The sequence below is a fragment of the Paenibacillus sp. YAF4_2 genome (assembly GCF_052113225.1).
In the GTDB taxonomy this organism is placed as follows: domain Bacteria; phylum Bacillota; class Bacilli; order Paenibacillales; family Paenibacillaceae; genus Pristimantibacillus.
In genome coordinates this window covers 17085-40201 of record NZ_JBFRCT010000019.1, presented here as the reverse complement: position 1 = coordinate 40201, position 23117 = coordinate 17085, and the positions used below count along the sequence as shown (strand labels likewise).

Below are 23117 nucleotides of genomic sequence, written 5' to 3'. Positions count from 1 at the left end.
GCATTCTCCTCCTATTGATTCTTCTCGTTTGACGGATCAAGTACGTTGGTTGACGTTTTTTGCAGCTCATTGAACATCGTTTCCGATACTTTTGTATCATCTACAGTCTGCAGAAAAGCCGGTCTCTTTTTCATCAACCATAATGGTCCTCTGATCAGCAGATCCTTAAAGCCTTGAAAGTCAACAGGAATAAGCGGGCTTAGGTATGGAACGCCAAAGGACTTAAGTGACAAGAGATGGTTGGCAATTAGAATTAATCCGATCATGACCCCGTAGAGACCAAAGGTCCCCGCCAAAATGATAAGCGGAAAACGGAGCAGCCTAAGCGCAAGCGCTGCATTATAAGCAGGTGTGGCAAAAGAACCGATTGTCGTTAAGGCAATAATGACAACCGTAATAGGACTGGCAAATCCGGCAGCTACGGCTGCTTGTCCAATGACAAGCACGCCAACGATTGATAGAGCTCCGCCGACTTGCTGAGGTAATCGGATTGTGGCTTCCCTTAACACTTCCATTGCTACTTCAATAATAATGACTTCCATGACAGCCGGAAAAGGAACCCCTGCCCTGCCTCCCGCTACGGCAACGGCAAAATCAGTTGGAATCAGCTCCGGATTGTAAGAGATGATCGATACATATAGAGCCGGGAAGACCAACGAGAATACTAAAGCAATTAACCTTGCAAACCGAATCGAGCTCATCAACACGAATCGCTCCGTATAGTCCTCTACCGTCTGATAGAACTGATTAAATACCGTCGGAACGACTAACGCCAGCGGAGAGCCATCTACAAGAATGGACACCCTTCCCTCCGCTAAATTCGCAACTACTTTGTCTGGACGTTCCGTATACTGAACCTGCGGAAATGGCGAATAATGGTTATCTTCAATAAACTGCTCCAGGTAGCCGGAATCCATCACCGTATCGATATCAATCTTGGAAAGACGATTATTGACCTCTTTAACAAGCTCCGGGTTGGTAATGCCTTCCATATAGCAAACGGCTACCTTTGATTTGGTTCTGCGGCCAATCTCCATCGTCTGTATTCGAAGATCCGGGGATTGAAGCCGATACCGGATAAGAGAGATATTCGTGCCTAATGGTTCGATAAAACCTTCACGAGGACCCCGAATAACCTGCTCAGTCGCAGGTTGTTCAATCGAACGTTTATCTATGTATCGTGTATTAATAATCAGGGAATGACTCAGGCCTTCAACTGTCACGACGGTCTCCCCTCGCAGAAGACTATCAACTAGAACCGTTAATCCGCCTTCCAACCTGCTCTCGCTATGATAAAGTGCGTCATTCATCAATACATCAGTTAACTGATTAACCTCTATGGATCTTCCTATAAGATGTGGAGGAACATACATAAGTGCTTTCACAATATCCACATTGACGGTAGACTGATTCACCATATTAGAGAAGTACATGATAACGGCTTGATGCTGTCCAAACACATGGAATCTTCGAATCGTTAAATCTTCATTCATGCCCATTATGCCTTGGATAAAAGCAATCGTACTCTCGATATTGGTGCTTATTTTTTCGCCTTTATGCTTATCCAGAACTTTGCTTGGTCCTATTACAATCGGCTTCGTAACCATCCGTTTAATTTTTCTTGTAGGCATTACATCACCAGCCAATCACATTATTCTGATTTTTAGAGGAAGTGTGTTCTTTTCTTATTTCCATCTTTTACAAATGGGGCGGAAGTTAATCATTAAGTTCCTGCAGGTAAAAAGAAAAAGCCTAGTCAGAATGAGTCTGACAAGGCTTTGAAAGCAGGCATGTTTCCGTCAATGCTGGTTTGAGCAAATCCGGTTCATGTTCAAACGAAGTTAGATCAATTTGAAGATTTTGAAGCTCCCTTAGGTGCACATCCGATATACGGTGCAAGAGCTCGATCCCTTTATCCGTTAATGCAATAAGAACACTTCTTGCGTCGTCCGGATTGGGCCGTCGCTTAATCAGATCTGATTTTTCACAACGGGATACCAGCCCAACACAAGCATGATGTGTGATATGAAGCTTTTCAGCCACTTCTGAGATGGTAGCGTAATCTCGTCCTGGATAACCTTGGATAACAAGCATTAATTGGTGTTGTTGTGGGGTTAATCCTTCCTCTTTGGCTGCGTTTTCACTGAAGTGCATAAATACGCGCAGCTTATACCTAAAACTCGCTAATTGCTCATATACGGATTTTGTTAAGTTTTGATTTGGCATTTATACATGCTCCTCTACATATTTATATCGTATTGCGATACAAATTTAAGAATTCTACAAAATCCAACTTAGATTTGGAGATGAGTATGATGACCGTAGGTGCGATTGTAAAATCCATGTGCTTCGGATTGTTGTTTGCTATTCTGGCTCTTGGTCTCCTGCCCTTTTTGGTCGCATTCAGCTTGGCTGACATATCCGATTTAACGGAGTATTACGAATGGGGAGGAACGCCTTCTCTTTTCCTATTACCCAGATTAAAAAAACATGACAAAAAAGAGTAAGCTGAATATTCATTTTTATAAATCCAAAAAGCTGGACCTCATTTGAGATCCAGCTTTTGTTTTTCCCTATTTCGCAAGCGGAAGCTTCACCGTAAATGTGGTTCTCCCTTGGTCGCTTGCTGCGGAAATTGTTCCATGATGCAGCTCAACGATGTTCTTAGCGATCGCAAGACCAAGTCCCGAGCCGCCCGTATGATGCGAACGGGAATGCTCCGCGCGATAAAACCTTTCGAATAACAACGGGATAACGGCTGAAGGCAAAGGCTCGCCGTAGTTCCCGATCTCAACGATGGCATGTCCGTTATCACCCCAAACCGAGATGTCGACCTGCCTGCCATCCTTTCCGTATTGGATCGCATTGACGATCAAGTTTTCGAATACCCGGACAAGCTTGTCCCCATCTGCATCAACGAAGATCGGATGATCGGGGAGAGTCAATCGGCTCTCTATCTCCACCTGTTCGAACTGCAAGCGGAATTGAGCCGCCAATTGCCCAAGCATCTGGGTAAGATTGATTGGAGACAGCCGAAGCCCCATTCCCCCGCTCGTCCTCGTAAATTCGAATAAATCTTCAATCATCGTTTTCAGGCGCATCGATTTCTCATAGGCGATTTGAACATAATGCCTCAGCTCCACTTCATCCCGGTAACGATCCTCTTCAATCAGTCCTAAATACCCGACAATAGACGTTAAAGGTGTACGTAAATCATGAGAAACGTTCGTAACCAGCTCGGCCTTTGCCTTCTCTGCGCGCCGCTCTTCATCGATAGACCATTTCAGTTGAGCCGTCATTTTATTGATATTGTCCGCCAATGCCCCGAGCTCGTCACCACCCTTTACCGGTAAGCGGGATTCAAAATCCCCCTCCGCGATCCTTTCGATCCCATGTGATATTCCCATCAAGTAGCGAATAGTCGAACGGCTTAATGCGAAGAAATAGATGATAAATAAGACAAGGCTGGCTGTAACAATTGTAGCCGGAAGGCCGAAATTATCCAGTATCTTCTGCAATAGATCAGGAAAAATAAATAAATCACTACTGTAAACAACTGCGGCAGCCAAATATAGGAGGCCAACCGTCAGGAGAGACGCAAGCGCGCTTAACCCAAATAAATATAACATTTTGAAACGCAGGCTCTTCCATGGTTTATGGATCAATTTTATACCCTACTCCCCATACGGTCTGGATCAGCTTGACCCCGCCCAGCTCGCTTTCCAATTTATCTCGAAGCTTGCTTATGTGAACCATAACCGTATTGTTGGACTCCAGGAACTTGTCCTTCCATACCGCTTCGAAAATAGCCTCCGCACTAAACACCTGCCCGAGATGACTCGCCAGCAAATACAAAATATCAAACTCTGTTGAGGTCAAATAAACGTTCCGGCCCTCCACTGTAACCGTATGCGCTTTTTTGCTTATGTTCAAAGAATCGATCTGAATTTCTTCCGGGTCTTGCACGGGTTGAATCTGTGCGTTCAAATATATGGATCTGCGAAGCAGCGACTTCACCCTGGCAATCAGCTCAAGAGCATTAAACGGCTTGACCATATAATCGTCTGCACCTGTCGTCAGCCCCATGATTTTATCCATATCCTCGGCTTTGGCGCTCAGCATCAGAATTGGAACTCCATGCTCCGCACGTACCGCCCGGACGACCTCAAGACCGTCCATTTCCGGCATCATAACGTCGAGAATAATCAATTGAATGGATTCCTTGGCGATCACGTCCAATGCTTCACGGCCATTATTGGCTATGAGCACCTGGTATCCTTCATTAGTCAAATAGATTTTGATCAATTGGGCGATTTCAAGGTCGTCGTCCACGATCAGGATTTGAATGGTCTTCATGAGATCTCTCCATCTTTCTTTCGTAAGTTGATTAACGTGGCTCTAGTGTATCAGAAAACTTCTCTACAACCGACTACTTAAAATCACAAATAAGGAATTCTTAAGGTTTCCTTTAAGATGTTTTACGATCCTCCCAGGCCTTAACCGTTATCTTTGGAGATAGAACAACGGACAAGAATTCTACCTGGAGGTTATTCCTATGAAAACAAAGCTATATGTACTATACGGCGGCAAATCCGTCGAACATGAAGTTTCGTTAAAAACGGCGGTTACCGTCCTGCTTTCCATTGATGAAGCCCGCTACGAGGTTTATCCCATTTATATTACGCCTGATGGGTTGTGGTGTACGCCAGGACATCTGTCCAAGGAAGGTTTGACGATCGAACAGTTAATTGCAGAGCCCGCGTTTCTCGACCCGGCCCGTTCTATGGGTGAAATACTGTCAGGTGTTATGGCTTTGCCAGGTCCAAAAGTCGTAATGCCGTTATTACACGGCTCGAATGGTGAGGACGGTACGATGCAAGGCTTGCTGGAGCTGCTGAACGTTCCATACGTTGGAAATGGCGTACTGTCGGCTGCTCTTACCTTGGACAAGGCGATGTCGAAACAGATCTTAGCCCAAGCCAACATTCAACAGACAGAATATATGGTGTCCCGCTTCGAGGAATGGAGAATGGATGAGGCAGCGGTTCTGCGTGATGTTGAGCACTCAATTGGATATCCGTGCTACGTGAAGCCAGCCTCTCTTGGCTCAAGCATTGGCATAAGCAGATGTACGAACCGTGGGGAGCTCCTGGCTGGTATTCGAGAGGCTTTCTCTTATGATAAGAAACTTGTAATCGAACGCGAGGTGGAAGGCAGAGAAATTCAAGTAGCCGTTATCGGCAATGAGAGGCCTCTCGCTTCATTGCCCGGCGAATTCATCCATGACCATACATTCTTCGATTACGAATCCAAGTACATGGACAAGCGGCTTACGATGTCGATCCCAGCCAAGCTGGCGGATGGCTTGACTCAGCGAATCCGTGAGCTGGCGATCAGGGCCTATCAAGCTCATGGCTGCGAAGGTCTCGCCCGTGTCGACTTCTTTCTGGATAGTGAAGGTGAATTGTTCCTTAATGAAATTAACGCTTTACCGGGATTTACGAATTTTAGCATGTATCCGGTTATGTGGGAACGCACCGATGGAACGGCCTATTCCGAGCTGGTTGAAAAATTAATCGGGCACGCTATCGCCCGTCACAAAAACAAACAAATGCTTCAATATACAAGATGAAAGAGGTGAACGGCATGCTAACAGACACTTGGGCTGAAATTAGTGTGAACCGCATTCGCGAGAATATGCTAAACATTCGCCGCTCACTGCCATCTTCGGTGAAGCTGATGGCCGTCGTGAAGGCGAACGGCTACGGGCATGGCGATATCGAGTCGGCCACAGCGGCAGTGCAGGCTGGTGCAGATTATTTGGCGGTTGCCTACCTGGAAGAGGCGTTACGATTGCGCGATGCTGGATTGAAATTGCCTATTCTCCTATTGGCGCCAATTCGACCCGAACAGGTGCAATTAGCGCTGAAATTCAACTTAATATTAACCGTCACGAGTGCGCATTGGTTCTCCAAAACGAGAGCTTATAAGCCATATGCTTCCCCTGGAAAGCTTCGGGTTCACGTGAAGATGGATACGGGACTCGGACGTATCGGTATCCGGAACAAAGAAGAATGGGATGAGATCGTACCTTGGCTGCGGGCAGAGGATGTCGATGTGGATGGCTTTTACACGCATTTCGCAACGGCAGGGCAAGCCGATACCGACTATCTGGAACAGCAAGCTGCACGCTTCGCCAAGATGATGGATTGGGGATGCTCATCTGGCCTCGCGATCCGGCATTATCATTGCGCAGGAAGTATTGCTGCGCTGAGGTTTCCTCATCTGGCGATGGATATGGTTCGGATCGGGGCTGCGATGTATGGATTTTATCCGGAGAATATTGCTTGTTCGGTAAAGCTTGCGCCAGCCTTAAGTCTCCATAGTCGGCTGATTCAGGTGAAGAAGCTGGCTAAAGGGGAATATCTCGGGTACAACAATTCCTACCGGGCTGAGGAAGACGAATGGATAGGAACAGTCCCGATCGGTTATGCGGACGGCTGGTCGCAGCGGATGCAAGGCACTGACGTGCTAATCGAAGGTCAGCGCGCCCCCATTGTAGGCAAAATCTGCATGGACCAACTGATGATCAAGCTTCCGGGGCCTTATGCGGAGGGGACGCAAGTAACCTTTATCGGTCAGCATGGTGAGCAGCGTATTACGTTTACAGAACTTGCCGCCCACATCGGAAGTGTCGCGCAGGAAGTATCCACGTCACTAGGAGTCAGAGTGGCAAGAACCTATATCGATATCGAGGAGGTACGTACAAGATGGGACAAACAAACGTGGCCAAACCACAACAATCAGGCCGTCATTTAACTTTTAACACGATTCAAGCTGCTAATTCCGAAATCCACCAAGGACATCTGGTCTTGATCAATCGCGAAAATCCCATTCGCCAGTCTAACAGCCGTTTATTACCGCTTAGCTCAATCCCGTCTATCCATACTCTAAGGGATGGTATGCTGCTTGAGCGGACCTGTTTACGACAGTTGGCTAATCTGCTTGAGGCTTGTCATGGAATAAACGATATTATCGCTGTCAGCGGCTATCGGACCAAATTGGAGCAGGAGCAGATCTATGCATCCTCGCTAGTTGATAATGGTGCCGACTATACCGCACGTTACGTCGCATGGCCTGATCGGAGCGAACATCAAACGGGACTCGCTATCGATGTCGGCAAGTTAAACAAGAACGTGGATTTTATCGCACCGGCATTTCCCGACACCGACGTCTATAAGTCTTTTAAGCAGTTTGCCGCAAGCTTTGGCTTCATTCAACGGTACAAAGAAGGAAAGGAATCCATCACTCATATTTCTTGCGAGCCATGGCATTTCCGTTATATCGGCTGTCCTCACGCCAAAATCATGGAACGAAATGATTGGTGCCTGGAGGAATATATCGATCAGCTCAAAAACTACCCATTTGAAGATGATCATCTTGTATATGAGGATGAACATTCATTCGTTCAGATCTACTATGTAGCGGCAGATTCGGGGATTGTAACAACGGTACCCCTTGTACCATGCGATCGGTACCTTTTATCCGGAAATAACAGTGACGGATTTATTGTTACTGCATACCTGGATAAAGGTAAGCAAGCTCATGTCTAAACCGAATTACAGCGGACTGGATTGGATCAAGTTTGGCGCTGCCCTCATGGTTGTTGCCAATCATACCAGCCCGCTTCTTTCTTACAGCGCAGCTGCCGATTTTCTAATTAGCAATCTTTTTACCCGTATTGCCGTACCGATTTTCTTCATGACAGCCGGATTTTTATTTTTCCGCAAAATGACTGGGGATCTATTGACGGATCGAAGTGCATTGCGCGGCTACATGCTGAAAACCTTGAAATTATATATCACTGCCATACTTATCTATTTGCCGTTGAATATGTATACAGGTAATTTTTCCGGGTCCTTCACGGCTTATTCCTTAATCAAAGATATCGTGTTTGACGGTACTTTTTATCACCTATGGTATTTGCCAGCGTTAATATTGGGCCTGTTTATAACTTTCTACATGTATCAGAAAATGAAAATGAAAGCCATGCTGGCTTCGGCCAGCCTTTTGTATATCCTGGGGCTACTTGGGGATAGCTACTATGGAATCATGCAAAGCAGCAGTGGGATCGTCCATGTCTATGAGGGCCTGTTCACTGTGTTTGATTACACGCGTAATGGACTGTTCTATGCCCCTATTTATTTGGCAATCGGAGCTTGGGCAGCAAAGAGTCAGCTTCCTGAGCCAAAGCCATTTGTTCATGCTGCCTTGTTTGCTGTATCACTTGGACTGATGTTCGTTGAAGGCACACTCCTGCACTCGGCCGGAGTTCCGAGGCATGACAGCATGTATATTTTTGCGCTGCCCGCCACCTATTTTCTTTTCCGATGGTCATTGCAGTGGAAGGTCCAATCAAATAAAACTTTCCGGGAGTGGCGAGTATGGGTATATATTCTTCACCCTCTCGCAATCGTACTCGTTCGCGGTGCAGCGAAAGTGACCCATTCCGAACAGCTATTTATCTCGAATAGTCTGCTCTATTTTGCCTCCGTTTGTCTGGTGTCAATCGGTATGGCCGCAACCACGGTATGGCTAATGGGAATCAGCCGTAAAATCCAGCCTTCCCGTTTCAGAAGGTTATTTTTAAACAGCTAGTACACACAAAAAAACCCGATCATTGCTGATCGGGTTTTGATTAACTTATTGATATTACATGCTTGTAGCGTTAGTGATCATCGTAGACTTCTTCTTACCCAGAAGTAAGTAAGACAGCATCGCTGCAACACTTGTCATTAGAATGATGACGCCGAGCGGAACCGCTGTGTCTTCACCTGCGATACCAACTAGCGGTGAAACAACCGCTCCAAGCAAGAATGGAATGACACCAAGAAGTGCAGCTGCACTTCCCGCCATATGACTTTGGCTCTCCATTGCCAGCGGGAATGCTGCCGTTGATGTAATACCGATTGACGCTACGAAGATAAACAGCGGAATCACCAATGCGAACAACGGTCCATGCAGGAATGCGACCACCAAGACAACAACGCTTGCCAACAAGGCAAGCAATAAGCCGATTACCAAGAAGGTCTGTTCAGATACACGGTGCGACATTCGACCAACAATTTGGGAACCAATGATCAGACTAATGCCATTAGATCCGAATAACAGAGCAAATCCCGTTGGTGAAACTCCGTATATATCTTGATAAATAAACGGTGTTCCGGAAACATACGCGAAGACACCTGCGATCATAATACCTTGTGCCAGCATATAGCCAACAAACTGGCGGTCTCGCAAGAGTGATCCGTAGTTCTGCAGCTGCTGCACGAAATTAGCGGAGCTCCGGCGCTCAGAAGGCAGTGTCTCCTTCATCCCCCATTTTGTCATCACTGTAAGATAAATTCCAAGTAAGGCTAACGCTATAAATACACCCTTCCAATTCGAGAAAGCAAGAACGCCACTACCCGAGACCGGTGCCACCAGCGGCCCCAAATTCCCGACAAGCAAGAGCAGCGAGAAAAATTTCGTGAGCTCGTGTCCACTGTACAGGTCGCGTGCGATCGCCCGTGAAATAACAATACCTGCTGAAGCAGCAAATCCCTGTATGAATCGGAATGCGATCAATAGACCAATATTGGGCGAGAATGCACATGCTAATGAGGCAATAAGATACGCAGCCATGGAGATAAGCAGAGGAATACGTCTTCCGTGGGCGTCACTGAGAGATCCCATAACGAGCTGTCCGATGCCAAGTCCGAGTAAACAAGCAGTCAAGCTAAGCTGTACAAGCGAAGCCGTCGTGTCGAATTGCTTTACAATCTCGGGAAACGCTGGTAAATACATATCAATCGTAAAAGGCCCAAGGGTCGAAAATAATCCAAGCAGCAATGCTAGTCCAAACACTTTCTGAGTTTTCTTTGCGGTCATTATGATGAGAATCTCCTATTCGTCTAATGTAAGCTCTAATTGTACGATGTTATTCTTTGATCGTAAACCATTGACCTTATGCCTAAATATTTTTTCTTTGTTAATCCTGAATAATATAAAATTTATTACCGTTTATTACGGTGACACCGTTCTCCTGCAGTACAGCATTTTTGCTCATCTTACACCCTGCTTCGTCTTGACGTGTTCTTTGTTCATTCGTTTCTGCTTGTGACGAACAACCATTTGCCATACACCAGGCACGTCTTATAGTCATATCTATTTGATTCTCCCTTTATTTAAAATAGTAGAAGTGGTTCTCTTTATCGGCAGCTACAGATCACCACTATTAGATCTTACAACCTAGAGTGAACTCCAAGTCAAGCAAAAAATAATCCCCCTCTTACGTACAGAGGGGGATTATTTGACGCTTATGTTTATTTGTGAGGATCAGACGATGAACCAACTTGCTCCACCTTAAGCACATCCAGCATAAACATAAAGATTGGAATGCCGATCAATAGCCCCCAGATTCCCATGTAATGCTCGGACAAAATGAGAATGAAGAACGAATAGAACATCGGCAAATTTGTTTTGTTCGCATACAGCCTTGGGTTCAAAAAATACGTTTCCAAGGCATGGATGACAAGCACAAGTACGATTACCCAAATGACAGTTGTGTTACCACCAATTTGGTAGCCGATAATGGCAATTGGGATAAAGGAGACTACTACGCCAGCAACCGGAACCAGGCTGAGCATAAATACCATGATGGTCAGCGCGAACAGGTACGGGAAACCCATAATCCATAAGCCGGCAATGGTGAGCACTGTATTAATGACGGCGATCATAAGCTGTACTTCAAGCACCTTGCCGAAGGATGCAATAAACTTGCCGCCAAAATAGCGGAATTCCAAATACAGCCAACCTATTGTGCTGTTGCTGAATTTCTCCGTAAAATCAACAATCTTACGTCTCTCCAGCTGGAAGAAATAGCTAAGCAATATAACAAGCAAAATAATTTCGAGCCAGCTGCCAATTGTTTTGGCGTAGGTGAGTGCGCTGTTCAAGAAGGTCTTGTACTCGATCTTGTCGAGTGTATCGGCGACGACCTGGGCAATCTGATCGTTTTGCGATGAGCCTAAAAACTTTTGCACATTGTTGACGATATCCACAATCTCATTGATCAGCTTGGGCACGTAATTGACCAGTCCGTATACGAGGCCAATAATAAGCGCGACATATAAGACCGTGGTGACAACAACCGGCGAAATTGGAACCACCCGGCGAATTTGCTTAGTAATAAAGCTTTGCAGCCGGATCATTACAAAAGTGACCATAAATAGAAGAAGGAGCAAATTCAACATGTCTCTGAGACTATAGAGCAAAGCAAAAACCAGTAAAACAAACACTACCCTTTTGACGATCGAATGGGCAAAAAAAGTTTTGAGCGTTTCCACAAATGTCCCCCGCAAAATTAAAGTTATAAATAATAATACCTTGTTTTACCTAGAAACGCACCTTTCATGCCCAACAAATGAAAGAGCTGCCCCAAATTGACTCTGGGACAGCCCTTAACGGCTCGAAGACATATCGGGTGTCTAGAACGAGTATGTCGCTTTGACGACGGCTTGTGAGCCTTCCACTTTGAACCTCACAATTAATACAACTATAAAATCAATTCGGAAGTTCGGACGGTACGACAAGATTATGTATTTCAAGCCCTTGTTCGTCCCGTAGCTTTAGATCTCGTAGAAAATCGATGAAGCCGATCCGAGGCTGCCAACCGAAAACTCGACTTGCTTCGGATAAATCATGCTGCTCAATTTCCTTTGGCAGCTCAATGCCATAGTTCTCTATCAACTGAGAGCTTCCCGGTACCTCTCGTTCGCACCATTCCAGCCCTAGTCGCGCAAAATCTGTCTGTACGAGCTCGGGCATACCATGGTTCGTATGGATGATCGTTCGGAACAGTCCGAAACTTCCAGACTTCGCAGCTTCCAGTGCCAATACCGTCGCAGATGCGATGTCCCTGCGGTCAACGCCGTTGCGTAACAGCCTAGCGCCAAATTCCAAATACGGTCTAGGAATAAATTCATGGTAACGAAGCATCGCAATTGAGACACCCGTCATCTCATGGTAGGCTCGGCAAAGATCTTCTCCAATAACTTTACTGACGCCATAGACAGATCCCCAGCCATACGCCATCGAAGACGCATAAACGATTGAACGAATACCTTCCATTCTGCACGCCTCTAATACATTGTAGGTGCCGTCCACGTTAACCGCAAAGATCGTATCGTCACTAATCGGTGGCTGATGGCTGCAGTGCCATGCTGCTAAATGAATGACACCGTCCATACCTCGAACGGCCTTCTGAACATCTGAAACGGTTCGTGTATCACACCGGACAAATTCAACTGAACCCCCCTCGCTCAGCTTGGAGGGCATGACATCCGCCATTCTCACTTGATGGCCTGATTGGAGCAGCATCCGGCATACTGCTTGTCCTGCATTGCCGGATGCTCCCGTTACTAGTACTTTCATGGCTTGACCTTCCTTCATATGAAGTGACTACAATTGTTCGATCTTGCTTACATCATTATCTGATAATAGCGGCCGAACGGATGCAGATACATTTTGTACCACCTGTTCAGCAGTCTTCGCACCTGGAATCGCAACGGATACAGCAGGATGGTTCAGCACGTAGCGAAGCGCAACCTGCGACAAAGTCCGTGCATCATGCACTAGTCCTTTAAGTGCCTCTACTTTGGTAAGACTTTCAGCGAACCAGGGTTCCTGTGGCCAATTCTTCCGATTTCAGATACTTCTATTCCCGTCTTGCCCAGCTTTCTAGTATACATTGTGAACCTCCTTATGTTAGTGATCTGCCTTATCTTAATTGATCGGCATCTTTTCCGTAAGTACGCACTTTAACCATAGTTTGTTACCTTATGGTGACTATTGGCAGGAAAATAGGCCATTTGTTCGAATAGTATACGAAGAAATATTCACCTATACATAGGAGGTAACCAACTATGGGAAACCCAGAAATCTATGAATGCGAGATTGAGAAGTCATTGCGGATCATCGGCGGCAAATGGTCTTTTCTTGTCGTTCGTGAACTATTCTTTCATGGAATAAAAAGATTCACCGAGCTTAAGAGTGCCATTAAGGGTATCAGTTCTAAATCGCTGACGGAGACGCTCCGCCACTTGGAGGAGAATCAGGTCGTCATTCGTAAAGTCCACGCCACAGTCCCGCCAACCGTCGAGTACCGTCTGACAGCCAAGGGAGAGGCGTTCAGCGGCATTTTGCTCGAGATGAAAAAGTGGGTCCGTGACTGGGCATAAACAGAATTATTTCAGGAATCTAACCTTCTAACATCTCTTAACAATCTTAGCTAAAAAAGCAGACAAATAAGAGCCCCTCCGTTATCCACTACGGATAATGAAGGGGCTCTCTTCTATTTCACCAGCGAATCCCATAAATTCAGGGGTTCGAAGCATGTTATTGGATGTCCAGTTACGGAACCTTACTTTCACTTTTAAAATGGGCTTTATATATACAAAATGTCTATCTTGCCCCGTGATAATGGATGAAGCAGCTTTATAGAAAGCTTTCTTGGAATCTAGGGGTACTGCAAATTCTATACATCCAACCAGTCTGCCTTCATGTTCAACAAGCCACCCGAACTCATGACGTCTATAGCCGCTTATGGCAACTTCAGCATGCTGATAGTTGATTATTTTAAGCCATTCCGCAGAACGTTTGCTAGCATATTGGGAATCCTTTTTCTTGGCTACAATACCTGCTAAGCCTTTATCTTCAATCCCTTTATATAATGCCTTACCCTGCTGCCCTATAGATAATGTTGAATGGTAGTAGGCGTTGGGTATAAGTATTTGTGCAAGGATTTCTTTGCGCTCTACGAGTGGCAAATGAGTTAAGCTCTTGCCATTAAGATATATAATATCAAACACAAAATATTGTACGGGCTGTATTTTTGATGCTTCTTTAATTTTCGTAAGCTTACCCATTTGGAATCTCTGCATAAGTCCATTAAAGTCATTGGTACCATCTTCTCTAACCCTTACTACTTCACCGTCAAATACCACATCCATATTATTGCCTACTGGAACATTAAATAACTCTGGATATTGTCTGGTTACTTCATTGTGATGTCGAGTAAACATTTTAACTTGTCCATTTATCAATGAAACGATAAGACGATGACCTTCAAATTTGGGTTCAAATAAGTATTCATCTGAGTCGAAGGGTTCTTCAACTTTCTCAAGAAGCATAGGTGAGATGAACATAAGCATTCCCCTCTCATCCCAACATTATAACATCGTTTAAAGTGCTGTCCGATGGTAAGTGATGTGTGAGATGGAGGGGAATTGTTATGTGCTTATTATCTTCTTGAATTGGAGAATGTTGCTCCACTTAGGGACTGTTCCGCCATTTGAACGAGACGTTTAGTGATATTACCGCCAATCGTACCTGCGTCGCGAGTCGTCAAATCTCCGTTATAGCCCTCGGAGAGCTGGATACCGTGTTCTGTAGCCACTTCATATTTCATGCGATTCAAAGCTGCTTGAGCTTGCGGTACAACTAAATTGTTGGATTGGTTAGCCATAATAGTCAACTCCTTCTTGGATGTGAGGTTATTTTGTGGAGTTATTGGAAATTTATTCGTTGTATAAAAATGAATTTGATTTCATCTCTTTGCTATTCATTTTAACTTGCACATAAAGGAAACATGTCCTCCAAGGTTGACGGAACCAGAGACTTTCAGTACCATCGTTAGAAAGCGTGGCAATACAAAAGATCACGCTTACGAAGTAAGAATTGTCATAAAAAGCACATGACAATTTTTTTAGGAGGAGCAATGAACTACATCAAAGATCTACTTATCGAAATGGGAGTAAATTCCGACATGTCCACCTATCTGGCCAACATCATTCTTGTTATCATCATTGGGTTATTAGGGATGGCCGCCAACTTTATAACCAAAAGAGTTGTCCTTCGCGTTGTGACCCACTATATTCGGAACAACCGGTTCCAATGGGATAACTACTTGCTGGACCGCAAGGTTTTCCATAAGCTGTCCCATATCGTACCTGCAATCATCATTTATTATTTTTCATTCAACTTTCCAGCTTACCAGCATTTGATCGCGAAAGGGATTACGATCTATCTCATTGTCGTTGCCCTTCTCGTTCTGGATGCGTTCCTGAACGCTATCAATGATATTTACAGAACCTTCGACATTTCCAGAAGCCGGCCCATCAAAGGGTATATTCAGGTGGTCAAGATCTTTCTGTTTATAATTGGAGGGATTCTGGCTATCTCTAGCCTTATTGGCCAGAGCCCTGTTATTCTAATAAGCGGTATCGGCGCCTTATCTGCTGTAATGATGTTAATCTTCAAGGATTCGCTGCTTGGTCTGGTTGCAGGCGTGCAATTGACGGCTAACGACATGGTCCGTGTTGGAGATTGGATCGAAATGCCGAAGTATGGTGCTGACGGGGATATTATCGATATTTCTCTAAATACGGTCAGTGTGCAGAACTTTGACAAAACCATTACCAGCATCCCTTCCTATGCCCTCATTTCGGATTCATTCAAAAACTGGCGGGGCATGCAGGAATCCGGTGGCCGTCGCATCAAACGCTCGGTCTACATCGATATGAACAGCATCGGCTTTTGCACACCGGATATGATTGACAAATTCAAGAAGATCCATCTCTTGAGCGATTATATCCTCGATAAAGAGAAAGAAATTACCCGCTATAATCAGGAAAATGAAATCGATCATACCGTTCCTGTAAACGGCAGAGCAATGACGAATATCGGCGTATTCCGCGCCTATATCACCCGTTATATTGAGCAGCATCCGAAAATTCACAGCAGTATGACGCGAATCGTCAGACAGCTCCCTCCTGGAGAGACTGGCCTCCCCATTGAGATCTATTGCTTCATAAATGATATTAATTGGGCAACTTTTGAAGGTGTACAATCGGACTTATTCGATCATATTCTAGCTGTTGCCAAGGAATTTAACCTGCATGTCTTCCAGAGTCCTTCCGGCAATGATTTTAAGAACATGCCAAGAACCGGTACTTATTAGTATCATATTGTCCCATTCACAACAAAGAGCGTTCGAAGGGATTCCTTCGAACGCTCTTTGCTTTTAAAGACCAGTTCACTCAAGTGTAGTTACTTCTTTTCCGTCCACATCAACGTGAAGGGCGTCGCCGCTTTCCGGAATCAAAGCCCAGATATTAGGCAGGTAACGAGGGATATTATTTTTGGAAGAAGGAATCGTAATATTATCACCGTTAAAATACATCGAAGAGGAAGAGCCGCCATCCATACACATCGCATTAATGGCTCCACGCTCATACAGTAAGTCCTGTACCTCTTTAATACTTGCTCCAACGGAACGGGTTTGACGGCCGTCAATTACAACAAATATGATACTGCCGTCTGCCTTCTGACCAATAGCCGTACGTGGACCCCATCCCCAGCCGCCATCGCCTTCAACCATCTTTTGACCATTTACGATGAGCTGCGGTTTAAAGCCTGCTGCAGATTGGACACCAAGGTTAACTAATTCATTTGCACTGTATTTACCGGTTATCATCACGCCATCTTTTGTAATACCAGCTACAAACTCTTGTTTATTTTTATTCCCACTTTTAATCACGCCATTCTCAATAACTACACCAGTAGAAGCTCCACCATTGCCATGACCGTTCAAGTCAACAAAGCCACTCGCATTGATTGCGGCAAGAGCTTTCGCACGCTTCGCGATCGTGAAGATCTGCTCACCATGATCACTAAGCTGCGAACTAACCAGCTTTACCCGATTCGGGTTTGAGATCGTGATGATTTTACCTTTGTAATAATGCGTAGGATTTGTATAACTCTCAATGGATTCAACATGCACGTACAGATCCTTCTCTGACTTTATATCCACCAAATTATTCAAGTCACCTTTGCCCGATGCACTATTTATATAATTTGGATTGTTTATATTTTCCAACATGGCATCCAATTCGCTTTGAGGCAAAAAGGTGTACTTCGCCCACTGCCGATGTTGAGAAGATAATATACTCTCTGCTGCCATCGCTCGAAGCCGATACCCGTGATCTGTAAAGAACATAAATATGCCCGATATAACTGCCCAAACGATAATAAAAACGCCAACAATTCTAATAAATTTCTTCACTTATTCCATCCTTTCTATGCGGTATTGAGTTTCCATCGAGCGATCGAAGTCGAAGGTTGATGAAAATCTCACTTTCACCCTTAGGATGAAAGCCCATTATAAATGCAGCAGCTGCACAAATGATAGAAGCAAATATTATCAGCTACTTCTTAATAGACGTAACAAAATGAAAAATAAGTGCAGATCTTCGCATTTTTTTATAATCAAATGTTTTCCATATTGGTATCAAATCCCCGTAAGCCCTATGGCTGCGGGTTTTTTTATTTTATACGTGGCATCTGCCGGGGCTACTTTTATTCAAAGGGAGCATACGATGAATGAGGAAACTCTATCATTCTATCAATATGCAGGGGGATAAAATGACACAAAAACTAGTCTATTACAGTCAAAAAGATAAGCGTTGGTCGAATCTTCCGTTTACCATAACCGGTAATAAGAAGCAGACAATCGGGACAAGAGCCTGCGGACCTACTGCCTTTGCTATGGCGGCAAGCTATTTTCTGGGGCGGGCTGTTCTGCCGACAGAAGCTGCAAAGTTCGCATTAGACAAGGGATACGGGAATGATTGTCTGATTAAACGGGGCATAAAGAATGATGGCAGAATTTCCGTCCATTTCTCCGTGTTAAAAAAGAAGCTCGGCAATATTGGATCATAACAAAAGGTTTGGAAAAGAGTAGCAATGTAAATTAAGGGCATAATAAAATTGAAATTTATTCCTGTGAGGAGAACAACCGATATGGCAGCCATGGATGAAGTAAACGCCCACTTCTCTTCCTACCCGGATTTCGTGTATCAGAAATTGCAAATTGCTTCTGATACTTTTACCTTCGCCGGTTTAAAGTCGTTGATTAATTTCCCGCAAACGATTTATATGGTCAGAGATCCGCTGCTCTCAGCTGCCATTAACAGCCTGGAGCCTCTTGATATCTTTACCGGACTTGGCCAGGCGATCTCCGTGGATACGAATAAAATCATCTCTGAAATCACCGACGGTATGCTTATCGCTGTTCATGATGCAAGCGGTAAGGTTGTCAGTATTTATCCTGTGCCTCAGCCAAGCAGCCGATCTATCTCTTTACCCAATATGGAGAATAATGTAGGTGGATCTAACAGTGCCTTCAACGAAGACCTGAATTCCAATCTTATACTGCTTCGCAGCCATTTGAATGATAATGACCTCCGAATAAAGTCTTATACGTTTGGCAGTCACAAGAAAAACACAGTGATGCTGTGTTATTTGGAACAAACCATTGATCCAACTCTACTGGGCACATTAACACAGAAGCTTGAGGCTAATCAGCAAACGGAAATTTCAAATTTGAAGGAGCTTTCCTCGGTCTTTCAGTTTTCAAATCTTTCTCTTGTTACCCATTATATGACCCACGAGCTTCCACAAAATGCTGTACGGGCTATCAAAAACGGAAGAGCTGTTCTCTTCATTGAAAGACTGCCGTTTGCCATTATTTTGCCAAGCCTTGTATCAGATATGTTCATTACGGAAGATGATATGAACTATCCGTCTGTGTTTACATGGATGCTCAAAAGCTTGCGTATAATCGGATCATTAACAACGTTGATTTTTCCCGGTCTATATGTTGCTCTCGTCTCGGTTAACCCCGATGTATTACGCTTTGAGCTAGCTCATTCCATTGCAAGAAGCCGTCTGGATGTACCCTATCCAGCAATCATTGAAGCCCTGCTTCTGCTCGGCATAATGGAGTTAATTATGGAAGCTATTATTCGGCTCCCTTCCAGCATCGGACCTACAGTTACAATGGTTGGCGGCATTGTGCTTGGACAAGCCGTGGTAGAAGCCAAATTAGTAAGTAATCTTCTCATTATAGTGCTTGCCGCTGCTACTATTGCTAACGCCACAGTTGTAGGGTTCCAAAACTCCTACACACTCCGATTATTTAAGTATTTGCTTTTGATTCTTGCGGCTTTCCTGGGGGTGCTTGGCCTATTGTCAGGACTTGTAATTCTATGCGCTTACCTGGCTGGTGTCCGAACATTTGGTATTCCATATTTACAATTGATCCGTCCTAAAGGGGAATGAGATGTCAAACCTTCAAGTTTCCACAACCTATATCTTGACCCATATGGGATTAATTTTTTTCCTATACCCTAGTGATGTAATCGATAGTACGAACGAAGCACAATGGCTGCCTGTACTTACTGGGTTCGTGTTTCATCTTCTGATCATATTCGTTTATCTCAAGGGGTTACGTTATTTTCAAGGTGAGAATATCGTAAATATTCTTATCAAAAAAAATAAAGTAGTGGCCTGGGCTGTTTTATTACCCGTGCTGCTTTATTTGTCATGGATTATGATATTAGCAGTTCGTGCATTTTCAGAGGTGCTCTCTATCGCCTTTTTATCCAACACTCCTTTATGGATTTTAATATCGCTCCTTCTCCTTGTCCCAGGCTTTATGATTTTGCACGGGAGGATCGGAGGCTTGCTCAGATTGTCGGTCATGTTTAGCAGCTTGTTCGTGATCCCCATTGTTTTTGTACTTGCAACTTCATTCCAGAATGTCGATTGGCATTACTTGTTTCCTTTATGGCCAGGCCCTAGAGCGCTTCATTTCCTGACGCATCCTTCCTTCTTCAAAAGCTTGTTTGCTTATACGGGCGGATTTTTGCTGCTTGGATTTCTTCCGTCCTATACAGCTTACAAGCCAAAGGCCATTTTCTGGGGAAGCTTGGTAATTCTCCCTTCCTATCTGATTGCTGTATATGTACCGGTTCTGACTCTAGGCGAAGAAAGCGCGCGCCAGCTTCAATTCCCGTATCTCTTTATCGTAGACACAATCTCAATCAACTGGCTCATGTTTGACCGGATCAATGTGTTCTTATTACTCAGCCTGGTTGCTTTCTGTATGTTTTTTATTGCTGTAACCATGTTTCAGATTCTTGAAATTATCCGGCTTGGTATAAAGGACATTAGCCCTAACTTTCTGGTTCCAATCATTATCATTTACTCTTTAATCATTTGCCTGTTTATTCCTGATTGGAAAACCGTAGATCTTCTTTTCCAATGGAACACGCCTTTACGAATATATGTAGCATGCGTAACTCCTGTCCTTGTCTTAGCAATAGGATGGTTACACGCAAGGAAACTAAAACGTGAGTTGAAAAACACATGATACTGCGAATCTTAATAGGAGTTACATTGATGGCGATACTTAGCGGCTGCTGGGACAACAAAGATATTAACCACCGCGCCTTGCCAATTGCTATGGGAATTTCTTATCACGAAGGTATGTATAAGATTTATCTGGATATCCCGAAGGTAAGTGAACGGAATGAAGGGATTCAGGTCATTACAGCTACAGGAGATTCCGTTAGCTCGGCTGTCGACCATATTAGCATGAATATGGAAAGTCAGGTGGATTTGCTTCATCTAAAAGTTATTATCGTGGATAAAACTTTTGCACTCAGAGGATTAAATGAAATCACAGCCAGCATGATTCGTTCACGTCATGTTTCACCAAAAACCATGTTTGTTATCTGCGATGAACCACTTGACCGATTTTTCAAACATATTAACAATCCATCTAACGGAGATGGCAATGAAATCTACGACTTCTTCCAAAAAAACTCCGGATGGAATCCTGAAATTGCCTATACGCCAGTTTGGAAAGTGTTCAGAAGCATCCATTCTTATACCCATGATGTTGTCCTCCCTGTCATTCAATCCGGCGAGACAACGGCTATCCAAAGTAATGGATCCGGAATTCTAAAGAATGGTAAGATGGTGGGGCGTTTAAGTAATGAACAAACCTTATTGTATAACGTATTTAACGGGACTAGTTTGGGTGGGAAAATCGAGGTTACAGGTAAAGCTACCCTTCAAATTGTTAACGGCCATATCCGTCATCAAACTAAGCTAGATAATAAAAAGCCTGAGCTGAATAGTACGCTCCATCTAAATGTCATTATTCTGGATGCAACAGGAAACCCATCCACAGGAGAGATCAAATTGGAGCTTCAGACTCTTCTGCAGCGCAGGTTAGAGCAGCTTTTCCAAAAAGTTCAACGTACCCATGCAGATATCTTTGGCATCGGCCAGCATTTCCGTAATGAACTTACGAGGACAGAACTGGCAAATTGGCGTACGGAATATTTCCCTCAAGTCAAAATTAATCTTAAAGTAAAAACTACGATCCGTAATACGGGAAATCTGAAGCTGCCTTGATCGCGTGAATTTCAGATTGAAAAAGTCGATTCCTTTACGCACTAGGAATCGACTTTTTTAGAACATCCTCCTTCTCCATAGTACCAATCCGATCCAAGCAACAAATATGAATGCTATGATCAGGGTTAGAATCCAAGAGAAGGGGTCTTTATCAGCTATAGGTAAGGTAACATTCATACCAAAGAAACTAAATACAAGTGTAGGCAAAGTTAAAAAAACGGTAAATAACGTGAGAGTTTTCATTGTTTTATTTAATTCATTGGATATTAATGAAGAATACGACCCCGTTATGCTGTTCAAAATTCTTGTGTATAATTCTGTGGTTTCAATTCCTTGATTATTTTCGATTTTTAGATCTTCTAGAAGATCTTCATCATCGTCATATAATTTCATGGAATTGGTACGAAAAAGCTTGGTTATCACATCCGCATTAGCCTTTAAGGAGGTGAGAAAATAAACTAAACTTTTTTCAATCTCCATGAGGTCATAGAGCTGCTTGTTCGTTAAGGAATCACGCAAATGACTCTCTATTTTAAGACGTTGTTTGTTGAGCAGTTTTAATTTTTCTATATACTGAGTTGAAAATAACAATAACATCTCTAATGCAACACGATTTTTCATAGAAGTGTTAACATTTTTCTTGATTAAATGATCTAAAGAGTTAGTCGATTGGTTACATACTGTAACAATGTAATCCGTTGCTAAGATGATTCCAATAGGAATCGTAATATAAGAATCAAATTGAAGATTACTAACATCAATAATTGGAAAATCATTAATAATTAATGTGCATTTCGTCTCTTCATCATATTCAATCCGTGCACTTTCTTCTAAATCTAACGGATCTTCTAAAAACTCCAAGGGGATATTACAAAGCTGAGAGACCTCTTTAAGTTCTTCCTTTGACGGCGCAGTAATATGTATCCAGCTATTCTTTTCAAAGTTTTCTATGGTTTCCAGTATTCCATCAGGAGAAGACTTATAAGTAATCAACATCATATACACTCCCTCATATTTAGAAAATGATTGCTGAAACCCATATGCTTCCTTGTAAACAGTATCTCCAACTTTGAGTAAAAACGTTACATAATGGATGTTGAATTTCGCTTATTGTACTCATTTATACATTAATGTTGCATGCAGTAATCCCACAAAAAAAGGGAATAACAGGATAAGTCTGTTTCTTCCCATTTCATTTGATTAGCCAAGATCCAAAGCGCTGTTGAGCAGTTGGACATCATCGACGAATAAGTCTACCGAATTGGCCAGCGAACTGTTCATAATGAAGATCTGAGCAATGGTCGCTCCTGAAAAGGCAGGTGCCACGTTGAAGTAAGCGGTCTTCCAGTTATGCGCCGTGCCGTCCGGCAGGCGGGAAGGCACCGTGGCTATAAGTCCCGTATTCTGAAAGACGAGCCCGGTGGTGAAGTAAAAGACGCCGACAATGACGGACGGTCCGAGACCGGAGCCGTTCTTCGACAACGCGACCATCAGCTCGAAGCTATTGCTGTCGGGTACGCTAACGAGCTTATAGATATAGGAGCCGGACGTCCCTCCTGCAACCTGAGCGGAGTTCGAGCCGGTATGACTGTAGGTCGAATTAAGGCCTACAGTCCCGGAGGTCACCCACCCTGTCAGTCCCGATTCGAATCCGCTATTTGTAACATAATTGATAATACTCATGCATGTTTCCCCCTCTCATAGATGAATTGTGAAGCTAACTCATTCTATGAAGGCTTGTACGGCTTGGT

23 protein-coding genes and 1 pseudogene are annotated in these 23117 nt (G+C 43.9%); 10 read left to right on the top strand and 14 right to left on the bottom strand.

Annotation, left to right across the window (positions count from 1 at the left end; all coding sequences use genetic code 11):
• Window positions 1–11 precede the first annotated feature (11 nt).
• From AB4Y93_RS28310 to AB4Y93_RS28295, 4 genes are all read right to left on the bottom strand, one after another.
• Window positions 12–1631, bottom strand: coding sequence for a spore germination protein (locus AB4Y93_RS28310; RefSeq protein ID WP_441897061.1), 1620 nt, complete (start codon window positions 1629–1631; stop codon window positions 12–14).
• 121 nt (window positions 1632–1752) lie between these two features.
• On the bottom strand, window positions 1753–2226 hold the full coding sequence (locus AB4Y93_RS28305) for a MarR family winged helix-turn-helix transcriptional regulator (RefSeq protein ID WP_441897059.1): 474 nt from the start codon (window positions 2224–2226) through the stop codon (window positions 1753–1755).
• Between the two features lie 347 nt (window positions 2227–2573).
• On the bottom strand, window positions 2574–3665 hold the full coding sequence (locus tag AB4Y93_RS28300; protein ID WP_441897057.1) for a sensor histidine kinase: 1092 nt from the start codon (window positions 3663–3665) through the stop codon (window positions 2574–2576).
• The gene (locus tag AB4Y93_RS28295) at window positions 3655–4356 is read right to left on the bottom strand and encodes a response regulator transcription factor (protein ID WP_441897055.1); all 702 of its coding nucleotides are present in this window, start codon (window positions 4354–4356) and stop codon (window positions 3655–3657) included. The genes AB4Y93_RS28300 and AB4Y93_RS28295 overlap by 11 nt, the downstream gene beginning before the upstream one ends.
• Before the next feature lie 199 nt (window positions 4357–4555).
• Here AB4Y93_RS28295 and AB4Y93_RS28290 point away from each other — a divergent pair, with 199 nt between their 5' ends.
• From AB4Y93_RS28290 to AB4Y93_RS28275, 4 genes are read left to right on the top strand one after another with little or no spacing between them, the layout of a single operon-like run.
• A complete protein-coding gene (locus tag AB4Y93_RS28290; RefSeq protein WP_441897053.1) occupies window positions 4556–5632 on the top strand; it encodes a D-alanine--D-alanine ligase family protein in 1077 nt (358 codons plus the stop codon).
• Between the two features lie 14 nt (window positions 5633–5646).
• The gene (alr, locus tag AB4Y93_RS28285; protein ID WP_441897051.1) at window positions 5647–6819 is read left to right on the top strand and encodes an alanine racemase; all 1173 of its coding nucleotides are present in this window, start codon (window positions 5647–5649) and stop codon (window positions 6817–6819) included.
• Complete coding sequence (locus tag AB4Y93_RS28280) at window positions 6771–7613, top strand: D-alanyl-D-alanine carboxypeptidase family protein (RefSeq protein WP_441897049.1); 843 nt, start codon at window positions 6771–6773, stop codon at window positions 7611–7613. Before alr ends, AB4Y93_RS28280 begins: the two co-directional genes overlap by 49 nt.
• Window positions 7606–8658 (top strand): acyltransferase family protein, encoded by a 1053-nt coding sequence (locus AB4Y93_RS28275; protein WP_441897047.1) that lies wholly within the window; start codon window positions 7606–7608, stop codon window positions 8656–8658. The genes AB4Y93_RS28280 and AB4Y93_RS28275 overlap by 8 nt, the downstream gene beginning before the upstream one ends.
• 54 nt (window positions 8659–8712) lie before the next feature.
• Here AB4Y93_RS28275 and AB4Y93_RS28270 read toward each other — a convergent pair whose 3' ends face one another.
• From AB4Y93_RS28270 to AB4Y93_RS28250, 5 genes and pseudogenes are all read right to left on the bottom strand, one after another.
• Window positions 8713–9930 (bottom strand): multidrug effflux MFS transporter, encoded by a 1218-nt coding sequence (locus AB4Y93_RS28270; RefSeq protein ID WP_441897045.1) that lies wholly within the window; start codon window positions 9928–9930, stop codon window positions 8713–8715.
• A gap of 100 nt (window positions 9931–10030) precedes the next feature.
• Complete coding sequence (locus AB4Y93_RS28265) at window positions 10031–10204, bottom strand: hypothetical protein (RefSeq protein ID WP_441897043.1); 174 nt, start codon at window positions 10202–10204, stop codon at window positions 10031–10033.
• 160 nt (window positions 10205–10364) lie between these two features.
• Window positions 10365–11387 carry an AI-2E family transporter gene (locus AB4Y93_RS28260; protein WP_441897041.1) on the bottom strand — a complete coding sequence of 341 codons (1023 nt, stop codon included), beginning with the start codon at window positions 11385–11387 and terminating at the stop codon, window positions 10365–10367.
• A 217-nt stretch (window positions 11388–11604) separates the two neighbouring features.
• Window positions 11605–12474, bottom strand: a complete 870-nt coding sequence (locus AB4Y93_RS28255) for an NAD-dependent epimerase/dehydratase family protein (RefSeq protein ID WP_441897039.1) — start codon at window positions 12472–12474, stop codon at window positions 11605–11607.
• 27 nt (window positions 12475–12501) lie between these two features.
• A pseudogene (locus AB4Y93_RS28250) lies at window positions 12502–12705 on the bottom strand (aldo/keto reductase); the annotation flags it as partial.
• Between the two features lie 260 nt (window positions 12706–12965).
• On the opposite strand from AB4Y93_RS28250, the gene AB4Y93_RS28245 reads away from it, so the two are divergent.
• Window positions 12966–13280 carry a winged helix-turn-helix transcriptional regulator gene (locus AB4Y93_RS28245; protein ID WP_441897037.1) on the top strand — a complete coding sequence of 105 codons (315 nt, stop codon included), beginning with the start codon at window positions 12966–12968 and terminating at the stop codon, window positions 13278–13280.
• Between the two features lie 81 nt (window positions 13281–13361).
• Here AB4Y93_RS28245 and AB4Y93_RS28240 read toward each other — a convergent pair whose 3' ends face one another.
• Together AB4Y93_RS28240 and AB4Y93_RS28235 are read right to left on the bottom strand one after the other, a co-directional pair.
• Window positions 13362–14252, bottom strand: a complete 891-nt coding sequence (locus AB4Y93_RS28240; protein ID WP_441897035.1) for an ATP-dependent DNA ligase — start codon at window positions 14250–14252, stop codon at window positions 13362–13364.
• Window positions 14253–14341: 89 nt separating this feature from the next.
• Complete coding sequence (locus tag AB4Y93_RS28235) at window positions 14342–14566, bottom strand: alpha/beta-type small acid-soluble spore protein (RefSeq protein WP_167278111.1); 225 nt, start codon at window positions 14564–14566, stop codon at window positions 14342–14344.
• Between the two features lie 252 nt (window positions 14567–14818).
• Between AB4Y93_RS28235 and AB4Y93_RS28230 the strand changes: the two genes are divergently transcribed.
• Window positions 14819–16060 (top strand): mechanosensitive ion channel family protein, encoded by a 1242-nt coding sequence (locus AB4Y93_RS28230; protein ID WP_441897033.1) that lies wholly within the window; start codon window positions 14819–14821, stop codon window positions 16058–16060.
• A gap of 75 nt (window positions 16061–16135) precedes the next feature.
• Here the strand turns inward: AB4Y93_RS28230 and AB4Y93_RS28225 are convergent, their stop codons facing one another.
• On the bottom strand, window positions 16136–17164 hold the full coding sequence (locus AB4Y93_RS28225) for a phosphodiester glycosidase family protein (RefSeq protein WP_441897031.1): 1029 nt from the start codon (window positions 17162–17164) through the stop codon (window positions 16136–16138).
• Window positions 17165–17523: 359 nt separating this feature from the next.
• On the opposite strand from AB4Y93_RS28225, the gene AB4Y93_RS28220 reads away from it, so the two are divergent.
• The 4 genes from AB4Y93_RS28220 to AB4Y93_RS28205 all read left to right on the top strand — a co-directional run bounded on the left by AB4Y93_RS28220 (window position 17524) and on the right by AB4Y93_RS28205 (window position 21366).
• Window positions 17524–17820 (top strand): hypothetical protein, encoded by a 297-nt coding sequence (locus AB4Y93_RS28220; RefSeq protein WP_441897029.1) that lies wholly within the window; start codon window positions 17524–17526, stop codon window positions 17818–17820.
• Window positions 17821–17901: 81 nt separating this feature from the next.
• Complete coding sequence (locus tag AB4Y93_RS28215; RefSeq protein WP_441897027.1) at window positions 17902–19221, top strand: spore germination protein; 1320 nt, start codon at window positions 17902–17904, stop codon at window positions 19219–19221.
• A gap of 1 nt (window position 19222) precedes the next feature.
• Window positions 19223–20314 (top strand): GerAB/ArcD/ProY family transporter, encoded by a 1092-nt coding sequence (locus tag AB4Y93_RS28210; protein WP_441897025.1) that lies wholly within the window; start codon window positions 19223–19225, stop codon window positions 20312–20314.
• A gap of 29 nt (window positions 20315–20343) precedes the next feature.
• Window positions 20344–21366, top strand: coding sequence for a Ger(x)C family spore germination protein (locus AB4Y93_RS28205; protein WP_441897023.1), 1023 nt, complete (start codon window positions 20344–20346; stop codon window positions 21364–21366).
• Between the two features lie 57 nt (window positions 21367–21423).
• Here AB4Y93_RS28205 and AB4Y93_RS28200 read toward each other — a convergent pair whose 3' ends face one another.
• Together AB4Y93_RS28200 and AB4Y93_RS28195 are read right to left on the bottom strand one after the other, a co-directional pair.
• A complete protein-coding gene (locus tag AB4Y93_RS28200; protein ID WP_441897103.1) occupies window positions 21424–22362 on the bottom strand; it encodes a magnesium transporter CorA family protein in 939 nt (312 codons plus the stop codon).
• Between the two features lie 204 nt (window positions 22363–22566).
• Entirely contained in the window at window positions 22567–23049 is a 483-nt protein-coding gene (locus AB4Y93_RS28195; protein ID WP_441897021.1) for an NTTRR-F1 domain, read from the bottom strand.
• Between the last annotated feature and the right edge of the window lie 68 nt (window positions 23050–23117).

Excerpts from the sequence above, each read along its gene's own strand:
- AB4Y93_RS28310 (WP_441897061.1), bottom strand. The coding sequence starts at position 1,631 with ATGCCTACAAGAAAAATTAAACGGATGGTTACGAAGCCGATTGTAATA.
- AB4Y93_RS28305 (WP_441897059.1), bottom strand. The coding sequence starts at position 2,226 with ATGCCAAATCAAAACTTAACAAAATCCGTATATGAGCAATTAGCGAGT.
- AB4Y93_RS28295 (WP_441897055.1), bottom strand. The coding sequence starts at position 4,356 with ATGAAGACCATTCAAATCCTGATCGTGGACGACGACCTTGAAATCGCC.
- AB4Y93_RS28290 (WP_441897053.1), top strand. The coding sequence starts at position 4,556 with ATGAAAACAAAGCTATATGTACTATACGGCGGCAAATCCGTCGAACAT.
- alr (WP_441897051.1), top strand. The coding sequence starts at position 5,647 with ATGCTAACAGACACTTGGGCTGAAATTAGTGTGAACCGCATTCGCGAG.
- AB4Y93_RS28280 (WP_441897049.1), top strand. The coding sequence starts at position 6,771 with ATGGGACAAACAAACGTGGCCAAACCACAACAATCAGGCCGTCATTTA.
- AB4Y93_RS28275 (WP_441897047.1), top strand. The coding sequence starts at position 7,606 with ATGTCTAAACCGAATTACAGCGGACTGGATTGGATCAAGTTTGGCGCT.
- AB4Y93_RS28270 (WP_441897045.1), bottom strand. The coding sequence starts at position 9,930 with ATGACCGCAAAGAAAACTCAGAAAGTGTTTGGACTAGCATTGCTGCTT.
- AB4Y93_RS28265 (WP_441897043.1), bottom strand. The coding sequence starts at position 10,204 with ATGACTATAAGACGTGCCTGGTGTATGGCAAATGGTTGTTCGTCACAA.
- AB4Y93_RS28255 (WP_441897039.1), bottom strand. The coding sequence starts at position 12,474 with ATGAAAGTACTAGTAACGGGAGCATCCGGCAATGCAGGACAAGCAGTA.
- AB4Y93_RS28245 (WP_441897037.1), top strand. The coding sequence starts at position 12,966 with ATGGGAAACCCAGAAATCTATGAATGCGAGATTGAGAAGTCATTGCGG.
- AB4Y93_RS28240 (WP_441897035.1), bottom strand. The coding sequence starts at position 14,252 with ATGCTTATGTTCATCTCACCTATGCTTCTTGAGAAAGTTGAAGAACCC.
- AB4Y93_RS28235 (WP_167278111.1), bottom strand. The coding sequence starts at position 14,566 with ATGGCTAACCAATCCAACAATTTAGTTGTACCGCAAGCTCAAGCAGCT.
- AB4Y93_RS28230 (WP_441897033.1), top strand. The coding sequence starts at position 14,819 with ATGAACTACATCAAAGATCTACTTATCGAAATGGGAGTAAATTCCGAC.
- AB4Y93_RS28220 (WP_441897029.1), top strand. The coding sequence starts at position 17,524 with ATGACACAAAAACTAGTCTATTACAGTCAAAAAGATAAGCGTTGGTCG.
- AB4Y93_RS28215 (WP_441897027.1), top strand. The coding sequence starts at position 17,902 with ATGGCAGCCATGGATGAAGTAAACGCCCACTTCTCTTCCTACCCGGAT.
- AB4Y93_RS28210 (WP_441897025.1), top strand. The coding sequence starts at position 19,223 with ATGTCAAACCTTCAAGTTTCCACAACCTATATCTTGACCCATATGGGA.
- AB4Y93_RS28205 (WP_441897023.1), top strand. The coding sequence starts at position 20,344 with ATGGCGATACTTAGCGGCTGCTGGGACAACAAAGATATTAACCACCGC.
- AB4Y93_RS28200 (WP_441897103.1), bottom strand. The coding sequence starts at position 22,362 with ATGTTGATTACTTATAAGTCTTCTCCTGATGGAATACTGGAAACCATA.
- AB4Y93_RS28195 (WP_441897021.1), bottom strand. The coding sequence starts at position 23,049 with ATGAGTATTATCAATTATGTTACAAATAGCGGATTCGAATCGGGACTG.